The 12,866-nt window shown below is 72.1% G+C and carries 12 protein-coding genes; 7 read left to right on the forward strand and 5 right to left on the reverse strand.

Annotated elements, in window-relative coordinates; all coding sequences use genetic code 11:
- Positions 1-28: 28 nt before the first annotated feature.
- A complete protein-coding gene (locus ACIBTU_RS07240; protein ID WP_399124938.1) occupies positions 29-1,270 on the reverse strand; it encodes an MFS transporter in 1,242 nt (413 codons plus the stop codon).
- 103 nt (positions 1,271-1,373) lie between these two features.
- A complete protein-coding gene (locus ACIBTU_RS07245; protein ID WP_399124939.1) occupies positions 1,374-2,618 on the reverse strand; it encodes a cytochrome P450 in 1,245 nt (414 codons plus the stop codon).
- 133 nt (positions 2,619-2,751) lie between these two features.
- On the opposite strand from ACIBTU_RS07245, the gene ACIBTU_RS07250 reads away from it, so the two are divergent.
- Positions 2,752-3,834 (forward strand): protein kinase family protein, encoded by a 1,083-nt coding sequence (locus ACIBTU_RS07250; RefSeq protein ID WP_399124940.1) that lies wholly within the window; start codon positions 2,752-2,754, stop codon positions 3,832-3,834.
- Here the strand turns inward: ACIBTU_RS07250 and ACIBTU_RS07255 are convergent.
- Positions 3,807-4,565: a polysaccharide deacetylase family protein gene (locus tag ACIBTU_RS07255; RefSeq protein WP_399124941.1), complete on the reverse strand. Its 759-nt coding sequence runs from the start codon at positions 4,563-4,565 to the stop codon at positions 3,807-3,809. The two genes, ACIBTU_RS07250 and ACIBTU_RS07255, sit on opposite strands and share 28 nt — an antisense overlap.
- Positions 4,566-4,833: 268 nt before the next feature.
- Here ACIBTU_RS07255 and ACIBTU_RS07260 point away from each other — a divergent pair, with 268 nt between their 5' ends.
- On the forward strand, positions 4,834-5,370 hold the full coding sequence (locus ACIBTU_RS07260; RefSeq protein WP_399124942.1) for a VOC family protein: 537 nt from the start codon (positions 4,834-4,836) through the stop codon (positions 5,368-5,370).
- A gap of 39 nt (positions 5,371-5,409) precedes the next feature.
- Here ACIBTU_RS07260 and ACIBTU_RS07265 read toward each other — a convergent pair whose 3' ends face one another.
- Positions 5,410-6,462, reverse strand: coding sequence for an FUSC family protein (locus ACIBTU_RS07265; RefSeq protein ID WP_399124943.1), 1,053 nt, complete (start codon positions 6,460-6,462; stop codon positions 5,410-5,412).
- A 181-nt stretch (positions 6,463-6,643) separates the two neighbouring features.
- On the opposite strand from ACIBTU_RS07265, the gene ACIBTU_RS07270 reads away from it, so the two are divergent.
- The 5 genes from ACIBTU_RS07270 to ACIBTU_RS07290 all read left to right on the forward strand — a co-directional run bounded on the left by ACIBTU_RS07270 (position 6,644) and on the right by ACIBTU_RS07290 (position 12,092).
- Entirely contained in the window at positions 6,644-7,573 is a 930-nt protein-coding gene (locus tag ACIBTU_RS07270; RefSeq protein ID WP_399124944.1) for an aldose 1-epimerase family protein, read from the forward strand.
- A gap of 9 nt (positions 7,574-7,582) precedes the next feature.
- Complete coding sequence (locus ACIBTU_RS07275; RefSeq protein WP_399124945.1) at positions 7,583-9,019, forward strand: sugar porter family MFS transporter; 1,437 nt, start codon at positions 7,583-7,585, stop codon at positions 9,017-9,019.
- 70 nt (positions 9,020-9,089) lie between these two features.
- On the forward strand, positions 9,090-10,508 hold the full coding sequence (gene zwf / locus ACIBTU_RS07280) for a glucose-6-phosphate dehydrogenase (RefSeq protein ID WP_399124946.1): 1,419 nt from the start codon (positions 9,090-9,092) through the stop codon (positions 10,506-10,508).
- 105 nt (positions 10,509-10,613) lie between these two features.
- Positions 10,614-11,063, forward strand: a complete 450-nt coding sequence (locus ACIBTU_RS07285) for a spore-associated protein (protein WP_399124947.1) — start codon at positions 10,614-10,616, stop codon at positions 11,061-11,063.
- Between the two features lie 192 nt (positions 11,064-11,255).
- Positions 11,256-12,092 carry a 5'-nucleotidase, lipoprotein e(P4) family gene (locus ACIBTU_RS07290; RefSeq protein ID WP_399124948.1) on the forward strand — a complete coding sequence of 279 codons (837 nt, stop codon included), beginning with the start codon at positions 11,256-11,258 and terminating at the stop codon, positions 12,090-12,092.
- Between the two features lie 13 nt (positions 12,093-12,105).
- On the opposite strand, the gene ACIBTU_RS07295 is transcribed toward ACIBTU_RS07290, so the two are convergent.
- Entirely contained in the window at positions 12,106-12,864 is a 759-nt protein-coding gene (locus tag ACIBTU_RS07295; protein ID WP_399124950.1) for a FadR/GntR family transcriptional regulator, read from the reverse strand.
- Positions 12,865-12,866: the final 2 nt, after the last annotated feature.

Genomic DNA, 12,866 nt, shown 5'->3' on the forward strand with positions numbered 1-12,866 from the left:
GTCCACCGTCGGTCCGCATCGGTTCCACTCACCCCTCCGACGCTACGCCCGCTCGCCGCCGTCGGCAGGACGAACCGGTCAGGCACACCGCCACGACCATCAGGGAGGCCGTGACGCCGCCGAGCACCATGACCGTCGACGGAGAGGTGCGGTCCAGGACGGATCCGCCGACCAGCGCGCCCATCGAGATCGTCGCCTGGAAGGACGCCGTGAACAGGACCGACGCCACCTCGGGGGCGCCGGGGTTCGCCCGGGCGAACCACGTCTGGGAACAGACGGGGACGGCGCCGTAGCCGACACCCCACACGATCAGCAGCGCCACGGCTCCGGACGAGCCGCGCCCCAGGACCGGCAGGAGCAGCGTCGCGGCGGCGATCGCGCCCGCGGCCAGGCCGAAGGCCGCGCGCGGGCGACGGCCGACGAGGACACCGCCCGCGAAGTTCCCGGCGATGCCCGCGACGCCGTAGACCAGCAGGAACACGGTGATCCGGGCCGGGCCCGCGCCGGTGACCTGCTCGAGGAACGGGGTCACGTACGTGTAGGCGCCGAAGTGGGCCAGCACGACGAGGAAGGTCAGCAGCAGCGCGCCTCGGGTGCCGGCGCCGCGCAACGCCCCGCGCAGGACGCCCGGACGGGTCACCCGACGCGCGGGCAGGGGCGGCAGGAACAGCAGCAGCATGAGGAGCACGCCGAGCGTCAGGCCGCCCATCACGACGAACGCCGTGCGCCAGCCCGCCACTTCACCGATGAACGTGCCGGCGGGCACGCCGAGGACCGAGCCCAGCGGTACCGCGGAGAAGATCACGGCGGTGGCGCGGCCGACCGACGCCGGAGCGACCAGCCGCTCGGCGAGCCCGACCCCGATGGACCAGAAGCCACCGATGACGACGCCGACCAGAACGCGCGAGACCAGGACGAGCCAGTAGGCGGGCGCGGCCGCGGCCAGGAAGTTCGCGAGGGCGAGCAGGCCCGTCAGCGCGCACAGCATCAGACGCCGGTCGACACGGGCCGTCGCCACGGTCACCGCGGGCGCGGCGACGGCCGCGAGGAAGCCCGGCATCGTCATCGTCAGCCCCGCCGCGCCGTCGGAGACGGTGAAGCCGGCCCCGATCTCGGTGAGGAGTCCGATCGGCAGGATCTCGGTCGTCACGATCGAGAAGATGCCGAGCGTCACCGCGACCACGGCCGGCCATCCGGCCCGCGGAGTTCCGGCCGTGGACGACCTGGAACCGCCCGGTGTGTGCGTGCTGACGCTGCTTGTCGAGCCCATGTTCTCCACCCGTGAAGGACTGTCGTTGCGTGATCAGTTCAGCAGTCCCGGGGTGGTGGAAGCTGGCAGGTATGCGACGTCAGCGTCCCGTACGGACGTCGTTCTACGGCGCGCTCGGCGCCTCGTCGGCGGCCGCACGCAGGTGCACGGGCAGGGACCGGTAGTCGTTGCCGATGAACGACGGCTGGTGCCGGGCGTCGGGATCGGCGGCGAGGCGCAGGTGCGGGAAGCGGGCGAACAGCGCGGGCAGGGCGACGCGTGCTTCCAGCCGGGCGAGCGGGGCGCCGAGGCAGTGATGGATCCCGTGGCCGAACGCGAGGTGTTCGCGGTCGTGACGGTCGATGCTGAAGCGGTCGGGGTCGTGGTTGGCGTCCGGGTCGCGGCCGTGCGCGCCGAAGCCGATCAGGACGAGGTCCCCGGCGGCGATGGTCACCCCGTCGCCGAGCGCGATGTCGGCCGTGGCGTAGCGCAGCGGCAGATGCATGATCGGAGGGTGCTTGCGGAGCGTCTCCTCGGTGACGTCGTCCCAGCGGCCGGGATCGGCGAGGGCGACGGCGAGCTGGTCGGGATGGGCGAGCAGCTCGACGACCGCGTGGCCGATCAACGAGACGGCGGTCTCCGACCCGGCGCCGATCATGAGGATGAGCGTGCTGACGAGTTCGTCCTCGCCGAGCCGGTCGCCGTCCTCCTCCTGTGCGGCGAGCAGCACGCTCGTCATGTCGGAACCGGGCGAGGAGCGCTTGGCGGCGATGAGGGCGTGCATCGCGGCGAACATACCGTCCCGGTTCTTCACCGCCTCCGCGTCGGAGACGCTGTGGTCGAGCACGGAGTCGATGACCCTCAGCATCTCCGGCCGCTGTTCGGCCGGAACACCGAACAGATCGCAGATCACCCGCGTGGGAACGGGGTAGGCGAAGCGGGCGCGCAGGTCCACCACCGAGTCCGGCGCCGTGGCTTCCAGGCCGTCCAGCAGATCGTCGACGATCCCCTCGACCGCCGGACGCATCGCCGTGATCCGCCGGGCCGTGAACGCCCGGCCGACCAGCGCCTTCAACCGCTGGTGATCGCCGCCGTCACTGGTGAACATCGAGACGACGTCCACCCACGCGGCCAGCCACGGCACGGACCAGGGCCGGTACCCGGGCCAGCTCCTGCGCGCGTCCTTGGACACGTGAGGATGCGTCAGCAGCCGCTTGGCGACCGGCCCGCGGGTGACGGACCAGGCGACGAGCCCGGACGGCATCTCCACGCGCACGGCCGGCCCGGCTTCGCGTAACCGGTCGGCCTGCGCGTACAGATGGCGGCCGGTGGTGTCGAGAGTGACGGGAGTGACGGGAGTACGGTTCACGTGATGCGCCTCCAGGCTGAGAGATGAGCTGGAACGTGGCGTGCACGGAGCGAACGGGGACTGTCTACCCCCGCCTCGGCCCCCTCACCCTGGCACCATGTGCGGGAAGCCCGCCGACTGGAGGCACCGCACGATGAAGAGCCCTGGCCCGAACCAGGAAGCCCGCACAGCCGCTCACGGCGGCGTCGCCACGGAGCTCGCACTGCTCAGCGATCACCAGATCCGTGAACGCGTCGACGCGGGAACCCCGCTCGGCGCCGGCATCGGCGGGACCTCGGCCCTCCTGGACGTGGACGGCACGCCCGTCTTCGTGAAGCAGGTGCCACTGACCGACCTGGAGCGGCGGCCGGAGAACGTCCGCTCCACCGCGAACCTGTTCCGGCTGCCCGCCTTCTGCCAGTACGGCATCGGCGGCCCCGGCTTCGGTGTCTGGCGGGAGCTCGCCGTGCACACCATGACGACGAACTGGGTGCTGTCGGGGGAGTACGAGGGTTTCCCCCTGATGTACCACTGGCGCGTGCTGCCCGGGCCGGGGCAGCCGCTCCCCGACGAACTGGCCGACGTGGAGCGGGCGGTGGAGTACTGGGGAGGTGGCCCGGAAGTACGGCACCGGATCGAGGAGCTCGCGCGGGCCTCGGCGACCGTCGCCCTGTTCCTGGAGTACATCCCGCAGAACCTGCACGACTGGCTCGGGGATCGGGTCGCGGCGGGCGGAGCGCCGGCCGAGCGGGCGTGCGCCATGGTGGGGTCGGAGCTGGCGGCCGGCACCGCGTTCATGAACGCCCGCGGACTGCTGCACTTCGACGCCCACTTCGAGAACATCCTGACCGACGGCCGCCGCCTCTTCTTCACGGACTACGGCCTCGCGCTCTCCTCGCGTTTCCAACTCACCCCGGACGAGGCCGACTTCTTCGACCGGCACGCCACGTACGACCGCTGCTACACGGTCAACCACCTCGTGAACTGGCTGACCTTCGCCCTCTACGGACACGGGCCCGACGCCCGTAGAGCGTTCGTCCGCGCGTGCGCGAAGGGAGACGTCCCGGCGGACGTGCCGCCGGGGATCGCGGCAGCCCTTCTACGACACGCGCCGGTCGCCGACGTGATGGGGGACTTCCTGCGCGAGCTCCGCCAGGAGAGCCGGGAAACCCGCTATCCGGCGGAGGCGTTGCGCCGGGTTCAGCGACTTCAGCGGACGGGGAAGCCGAACGTGTAGCCCTGCTCCTTGAGCTGGGGGAGGAGCCGGCGCAGGGCCTCGACGGTCTGGGAGCGGTCGCCGCCCGCGTCGTGGAACAGGATCGTCGGACCGCTGGGCAGTTCCCGCTCGACCGTGGCGACGATCGCGTCCGTGCCCGGGCGCTCGAAGTCCTTGGAGTCCACGTTCCAGCCGAGCGGACGCATGCCCCGCGACGCGGCGAGCTTGCGGCTGTACGGGGTGAACGCGCCGCCGGGGGCCCGGTAGTACACGGGGCGTACGCCGCCGGACGCCTCGGTGATCATGCGCTCGGCGTCGAGGATCTGCTTCTTCTGGTACTCCTGGGAGGCCTTGTCCATCGCGGTGTTGTGCGACACCGAGTGGTCGCACAGCCGGTGCCCGGCCGCGACGACCTTCTTCACGAGCTCCGGATGCGCCTGCGCCTGCGTGCCCACCATGCAGAACGTGGCCTTCACCTTGTACTCGCGCAGCAGGTCGAGGACTTGGGGGGTCCACACGGGGTCGGGGCCGTCGTCGATGGTGAGGTTGATGCCGCGTTCCCCCGCCTCCGAGGCGTGCGCGATGGTCGCGGAGACCGCCTTCGGGGCCGCCGGCGCGGCCTTCTCGGGCGCACTGCCCAGCGCGCCGGCCTGCGCCGTCCAGATCGACGCGCCCGTGGTCAGCAGCGTCACCCCGAGCGCCGCCCCGACGACCTTGCCGTACCAGCCCCGCCCACCGCTGTGCCGTGCCATGTCCGCCCCATTTCCGCGCAGTTGCGCCGCTCCTCGGCCACCTCGCGACCGATAAGCAGGACGAGACTTCGGGCCCGGAGGATCCGCCCGTTACGGATCGCGGACAATTCCGGGAAAGATCACGGACAACCGGGCGGCGCCGGCCGGTTGTCCCGGTGGGTGGGCACCCGATGCGGACGAACGCGACCGGCGCTGGATACTGCTCCCCGAGGCGCACCGCGCACCCCGCCTCGTGGCTCCCCGCTTCTGAACGGAACTGGTACCGACCATGCCGATCCACCGCCTGAACCACGCCGTCCTGTTCGTGTCCGACCTGGCACGCAGCACGGACTTCTACTGCGACGTCCTGGGCTTCCGGGCCCTGCCCCAGGCGTTCCCCGGGGCCGCGTTCCTGCAGGCGGCGGACTCGGCCAACGACCACGACCTCGGCCTGTTCCAGTCCCGGGACGCGGCGCCCGGAGATCGGCGCACGGGCTCCGTCGGTCTCTACCACCTCGCCTGGGAGGTCGACACGCTCGCCGAACTCGGCCGCGTGCGGGACCGTCTCGCCGAGGTCGGCGCGCTGACCGGTGCCAGCGACCACGCCTCCACCAAGGCGCTGTACGCCCGCGACCCTGACGGCCTGGAGTTCGAGGTGTGCTGGCTGGTGCCCGACGCGGCGGTCGTCGCGGAGCTGTCGGCGATGACGTCCCCGACCCGCCCGCTCGACCTCGATGCCGAGATCGCCAAGTACGGCGCGGACACCCGTGGCGGCCCCCGCACCGACCCGACGGTCTGGCAGCACCTGACCGGCCCGGCGGTCTGAGGGAGTTGTACGGCGTGGGCACCGGCGGCGCGCCCGGCTCTAAGGTGCGGGCACCAGCGGCGCGTCCGACGCCCCGTCCCGCACCGCGGTCATCGCGTCGCCCACCGACACCCCCGCGACCACCAGCAGATCCCGCACCACCAGCCGGACGGCTTCCCCCGCCGCCCCCGCGTCCGCCGTGACCCGGCCCGCCACCGCCAGCGCCGCGCGGACACACCCCTGGCGCCCGTCGCTCCCGGCGGGCGCCGTCGCGCACGCCTCCAGCACCTCCGCCAGCGACTTCACGGCCGGTACCAGCCACCCGCGCGCCTCGGGACCGGCGTCCGCGGTCGCGCGGGCCAGACTGACGCAGCTGTTGCCGAGCAGATCGAGATGGAGCGCGGCGGTGCTCAACGCGGTCACCGAGCGCTGGTGCCGACGCCAGCGCGGGGTGCGCCGGGCGATGCTGATCATGTCGGTGCGGGCCTGGTCCACGTCCTGGAGCAGCTCGTACACCGGACGCGGCGGCAGCGTCCCGTCGGGGCCCGTCCCGCCGGCGGTCCGGGCCCCGAGCAGCAGCAGCCCGGAGAGTCCCTGGAGCGCCGCCGTCTCCGCGCCGCTCAGCAGCCGCAGCGGATGGACCGGGAAGAGGAGCTGGCTGAACACGAGCGCGACCCCCGCGCCCACGAGGACGTCCCAGATCCGGTCGAGCCCGGCCGGCTGACCGGCCGCCACCACGACCACCGCGCTCACCGCGGCCTGCGCCATCGTCACGCGCTCCCCGTCCAGGACCAGCGCCACCAGCAGGGCGAGGAGCACCGCCCCGCCGATCGCCACCGCACCCGAACCCCGGCCCAGGACGTCGTACGCCGCCTGGCCGATGAACACCCCCGCCACGACGCCGAAGACGACCCGCACCGCGTTCGTGCCCCGGCCGCCACGCTGCGTGTTCAGCGCCACCACCGTCGCGATCGGCGCGAACACCGGCACATGGTGGTCGAACAGGATGCGCGCCACCCACCACGACAGCCCGCACGCCACCGCCTGCTGCACGATCGGCCAGAGCCGTCCGCGCACCCGCTGCCACACCCGGCCGAGCATCGCGCCCACCACCCGAGCCCCCACCTCCGTCCGCCTCGTACCGCACCCGTCGGGAACAACGACGCAGAGGATCTCCGGGCCCGCATCCCCGGCGGGCCGTCCGGCCGCCGAAAGGCCCCGCACTTTCACTCGTTCCACGGACAGCCGCGGCGAGTCGGTGAGAGCGGCCCGCACCCGGGCTACGGATCGCAGCATGGCCAACGAGCTGAGCGGGGTGCAGTACGCCCTCGGGGCGGGCGACTACCGCGCGACCGTGACCGAGACAGGCGCCGGCCTGCGGGAACTCACGTACCGGGGCGAGCCGCTGATCCTCTCCTACGGCCCCGACGAGCCGGCCCCGGCCGCCTTCGGCCAGCTGCTCGTCCCCTGGCCCAACCGGGTCGACCACGGCCGCTACACCTTCGACGGCGCCGAGCATCAGCTCGACCTCTCCGAACCGGAGCTCGACTGCGCCATTCACGGCCTCGTCCGCTGGACCACCTGGCACCCCGTCGAGGAGTACCCGGACCGGCTGACCCTCGCCTACCGGCTCCACGGCTCGACCGGCTACCCCTTCCGCCTCAGCCTCACCGTGCGCTACAGCCTGGACGCCGCGACCGGCCTCTCCGTGCGGATCACCGCCCGCAACACCGGCACCCGGCCGGCCCCGTACGCCCACGGCACCCACCCGTACCTGACCGTCGGCGAACCCATCGACGACTGCGTCCTGCACCTCCCCGGCCGGCGCTACCAGCCGGTCGACGAACGGATGGTGCCCCGCGGGCCGACCGTCGCCGTCGCCGGCACGGAGTACGACTTCACCGCCGGGCGCCGCATCGGCGCGCAGCGCGTCGACCTGGCCTTCACCGAGCTAGACCGGGACGCCGGAGGGCTGGCCCGGGTCCGCCTCCAGGGCGCCCGGCGCAGCGTCCAGTTCTGGCTCGACGACGCGCAGCCCTGGCTGGAGGTCTACACGGCCGACCAGGTCCCCGACGCCGACCGCCGCCGTGGCGTCGGCGTCGAACCCATGACGGGCCCGCCCAACGCGCTGGCCAGCGGCACCGACCTGATCCGCCTCGAACCCGGAGAGTCGTACACCGGCTCCTGGGGCTTCACGGCGGGCCCGACCCCCGACGGAACGTGAGGACACGACATGGTTCAGGGGTTCTCCCGCGAGCCCGGCACACACGGCCCGCTGACGGCGGTCACCCCCGCCGGACTCCGCAAGATCCAGTGGTGGGCGGCGACGATCGCCGTGGGCGGGTTCCTGTTCGGCTTCGACACCGGAGTGGTCTCCGGCGCCCTGCTCTACATCCGTGACGACTTCGGGCTCAACTCCTTCCAGCAGGGCAGCGTGGTCAGCGTGCTGCTCATCGGGTCCGTGATCGGAGCCATGGGCTCCGGGAAACTGGCCGACCGCTGGGGGCGGCGCCGGCTGCTCGGCGTCGCCGGCGCGGTCTTCCTGGCCGGCACGGTGCTCGCGGTGTTCGCCACCGGCTACGCGATGCTGCTCGTCGCCCGCATCGTCCTCGGCCTCGCCGTGGGCACCGCCTCGGCGCTCGTACCCGTGTACCTGTCGGAGATCTCACCGACCGACATCCGCGGCCGCCTCCTCACCATGAACCAGCTCATGATCACCGTGGGCATCCTCGTGGCGTACCTCGTGAACATGGCCTTCTCCAGCGGCGGCCACTGGCGCGCCATGTTCGCCTGCGGCGCCGTACCGGCCGTGATCCTCGTCGTGGCCGCCCTGTGGATCCTGCCGGAGTCCCCGCAGTGGCAGATCGCGACCGGCCGCGCCGACCTCGCCCGGCAGGCCATCGCCTCCGTGGCCGACGAGGCCACGGCCGACCAGCTCGTCGCCCGGGCGCAGCAGCGCATGGCGGACGACCGGAACGCCTCGCAGGACGGCGGCGGCGGACGGCTGTGGGCGCCGAACGTGCGGCCCGCCCTGATCGTGGGCCTGACCCTGGCCGCCGTGCAGCAGTTCGGCGGCATCAACACGATCATCTACTACGCGCCCACCATCATCGAACAGACCGGCCTCGACGCCTCCAACTCGATCGTCTACTCCGTGGCGATCGGCGTGATCAACCTCGTGATGACCCTGGTCGCGATCAAACTCGTCGACCGCGTCGGGCGCCGCCCCATGGTCCTGGTCTCGCTCGCCGTCATGGCCGCGTCCGTGTTCCTGCTCGGCCTCGCCTTCGTCGCCGACCTCAGCTCGGGCCTGACGCTGCTGTTCATGGTGGTGTACATCGCCGCGTTCGCCGGTGGCCTGGGCCCGGTGTTCTGGACCCTGATCGGCGAGATCTTCCCGCCGTCGGTGCGCGCCGAGGGATCGAGCGCCTCCACCGCCGTCAACTGGGTGTCCAACTTCATCGTCAGCCTGGCCTTCCTGCCGCTGGCGACCGCCATCGGACAGGGCGAGACCTTCTGGATCTTCGCCGGGATCTGCGTGGTGGCGTTCCTGTTCGTCAGCCGCTTCCTGCCCGAGACCCGTGGCCGCGGCCCGGAGCAGATCGAAGAGGACCTGGACCGCCGCTTCGGCCGCGAACCCGAGGCGCCGACCACCGTGAAGACCCCCTGACCCGGGACACACGACAACGACAGCACCGCACCCCGCCGCACCCGACGACCTGGAACGGAACCGAGCCCGCATGACCGAGACCTCGCTCCCCGCGACCCGACTCGAACCCTCCGACGCGCTGGTCCTGTACGGGATCACCGGCGACCTGGCCCGCAAGATGCTGCTGCCCGCGCTCTACCAGCTCACCGCGGCGGGCCGGCTCGGCGTGCCCGTGATCGGTGTGGCGGTGGGCGACTGGGACGACGCGCGCCTGCGCGACCACGCCCGCGAGGCCGTCACGGCCACCGGGACGACCATCGACGAGGAGGTGTTCGACCGGTTCGCGGCCGGACTGTCCATCGTCACCGGCGACTTCGCGGACGACGCGACCTTTGAGCGGCTCAAGGACGCGGTGTCCGGCTTCGGCTTCGTCACCCACTACCTGGCCATCCCGCCGAGCCTGTTCACCACCGTCGCCTCCTCGCTCGGCCGCACCGGGCTCAACCGGAACGCCCGTCTCGTCGTGGAGAAGCCCTTCGGCCAGGACGGCGCCTCCGCCCGCACCCTCCAGGCCGAACTCGGCAAGTACTTCGACGACAACCACCTCCTGCGCGTCGACCACTTCCTCGGCAACGCCGCCGTCGAGTCGCTGATGGTGGCCCGCTTCGCCAACACCCTCCTCGCACCCATCTGGCACCGCACCTACGTCGACAACGTGCAGATCAGCCTCGCCGAGGACTTCGACGTCGCCGACCGGGGCTCGTTCTACGACTCCGTCGGCTGCCTGCGCGACGTCGTGCAGAACCACCTGCTCCAGGTCCTCGCCCTGCTCGCGATGGACCCGCCGAGCGCGGCGAACCCGGTCGCGCAGGGACTCGAGAAGTGGCGGGTGCTGCACGCCGTGCGCCCGATGGACCCCGCGGAGACCGTCCGGGGCCAGTACCGGGGCTACCTCGACGTCCCCGGCGTGAAACCGGACTCCACCACGGACACCTACTTCGCCACGACCCTGCACGTCGACAACTGGCGCTGGTCCGGCGTCCCCTTCCATCTGCGCAGCGGCAAGGCGCTCGCGGTCTCGGCCACCGAGGTCGTCGTCGAACTGCGCCGTCCGCCCCTGGAGTTGTTCGGCTCGGGCGACGGGGACAGCCCGCCGAACGTGGTCCGCTTCCGCATCGACGGCGACACCGGCATCCGCGCCGACCTCGTCGTGCGCAAGGCCCAGGGCGACGACGAACCCACCCAAGTACCCGTCGGCGTCGAGTACGCGAAGCTTTTCGGCCGCCTGGAACAGCCCTACGAGACCATCCTCGGCGGCGCCGTCAGCGGCGACCCGGAACCCTTCGCGTTCTACCCCGCCATCCTCGAATGCTGGCGCATCGTGGATCCCGTACTGAACCCGACCACCGCTCCTGTCGTCTACGAGCCCGGCAGTTGGGGCCCGCCCGAGGCGGCGCGGATCCCGGGACCGGAGGGCTGGCACACGCTCGGCCCCACCCTCTTCGGCTGATCCACTCCTGGCCGGAGGGTGGCCGGATTCAGGTACAACCAACGCGATGTGCCCCGTGTCACACCAATCAGGAACAGCCCACCCTGACAGTGACATGGGGGAAATATGCGTGTGAACCGACCTGCCCTGACCGCCGCGGCGCTGGCCGCGCTGGCGATGGGCGCCACGACCGCCCTGGCGTCGCCCGCCTCAGCGGCGGCCAACGTCACCCCGCAGCAGGTCTGCGGCAGCAGCTACAAGACGGTCAACTCGGCGCCCGTGGGCACCCGGGGCACCATCTACCTGACGTACAACGCGACCAACGGCAAGAACTGCGTCGTGACCATCCGCAGCAACCCGGGCACGCGGACGGACATGTCCGCGTGGATCTACGTGGCCGACACCGACCAGGGGGACTCGGACTACGGCTCGTACACCTCGTACGCCGGCCCGACCTACGTCTACGGCAAGGCGCACTGCGTCGACTGGGGCGGCAGCATCGGCAACGTGTACGTCCAGGTCACCGGCTCCAACTGTGCGTCCCTGAAGGAGAACAGGGTCACCACCGTCCGCTGACCATCACCCCCCAAGGCCCGCCCCGGCACACCGCACGCCGTGTGCCGGGGCGGGCGCCTGCTCCGCCCCGCACGCGCAATGATCAGCCGTCCCCGCGCAACGAATACGGGGTCACACCGCAGTTCCGCGCTCGTAACCTCGGTGCATCCGGCGCTCACCCGGACGGGCCGGCGATCGATCCCAGGAGCAGGTATGGCCATCTCCCGACGCACCGTCGTCACCGGCATCGCGGGCGGCACCGTACTGACCGCCGTCGGCGGCGCACCGGCGGCCACGGCGGACGACGCCGCGCAGAACATCCTGAGCGCGGCGGGCGCCTGGCGGCAGACGGCGGCCGAGCGCGACATGCTGTACCGGCAGGCCTTCAACATCGCCCGCGACCGCGTCGACGCCGCACTGCGCGGAGCAGGCCGACCGGGGAGCGCGGGCCGCAGACCGCTCGCGATCGTCTCCGACGTCGACGACACCGTCCTGTCCTCCGACACCTACTGGGCGCGCCTGCTCACCGCCGGCAAGCAGGCGTTCGACGACACCCTGTGGGACACCTGGGTCCGCGAGAACGGCCCCACGCCCACCCCGGGCGCCGTCGACTTCACCCACTACGCCGCGAGCAGGGGAGTGGAGGTCTTCTACGTCTCCTCCCGCGACCAGGGCCCCGACACGCAGGAGTTGGGCGTCGCGAACCTGCGTCATGCGGGCCTCGCCTTCGCCGACGACGCACACGTGACCATGCTCCGCGATTCCTCGAACAAGGAGCCCGCCCAGCGGGAGATCGCGGCCCGGTACGACGTCGTCGCCTACCTCGGCGACAACCTCAACGACTTCCGCCGCCGCTACTACGTGGCCTCCGTCCCGCAGCGCAAGGCCCTGGCCGCTCAGGACGCCGAGCACTTCGGCCGCGACTTCATCCTGTTCCCCAACAACACCGACGGGCACTGGATGCGGGCCGTCTTCGGCGAGAGCGAGCCGGCCGACACCCCCGCGTACCGGGCGCGCATGATGAAAGCCGCGCGGGGCGAGCTGAACTGAGGCCGAAGCCGCGTCAGCTCTTGGTGTCCAGCTCCACGTCCATCCGCTCCGCCTCGTCCCAGAACTCCGGATCCGCCTCCTGCAGACGGGCGGCCGCGTGCTCCATGTGGCGGCGCGCGGCCGAGCGGGCGGCCTCCGGGTCGCCCGCCTCGATCGCGGTCAGGATGGCGTGGTGCTCCTCGCGGACGGCGTCGAAGAAGTCGCCCCGGCGGGCCTCGTTGGCCCGCGTGACACGGATGCCGCCCCGGGACACCTCGCCCAGGTAGCGGACCGTGGAGACCAGGACCGGGTTGCCCGTCGACTCGGCTACGGAGCGGTGGAACGCGAGGTCCTCCTCCACGCCGTCGCCGCCCGCCTCGACCGCCGTGTCGATCGCGGTCAGCGCCGCCCGCATGCGCGCGACATCGGCGGGCGTCGCCCGGGACGCCGCGAGGTGGGCGGCCTCGGCCTCCATCGCGCGGCGCACCTCGACGACCTGGAGCACCTTCGCCTTGGTGTCGCCGGCCCCGTTGTCGGCCTCCAGGTCCAGGGGACGGGTGCGGCGGGGCAGCACGAAGACGCCGCGGCCCTGCCGGGGCTCGACCAGGCCCGCGTTGCGCAGCCGGGACACCGCCTCGCGGATCACCGTACGGCTGACACCGAGCTGCTTGACGAGCTCGACCTCGGTCGGCAGCTTGTCGCCCGCGGTCAGCCGCCCCGACTCGATCTCCTCGGTGAGCATGGCCGCGACACGATCGGCCAGCCGCACGGGCCCGTCCACCTTGTTGAACATGA

Source organism: Streptomyces sp. NPDC050145, assembly GCF_044460245.1.
Lineage (GTDB): Bacteria > Actinomycetota > Actinomycetes > Streptomycetales > Streptomycetaceae > Streptomyces.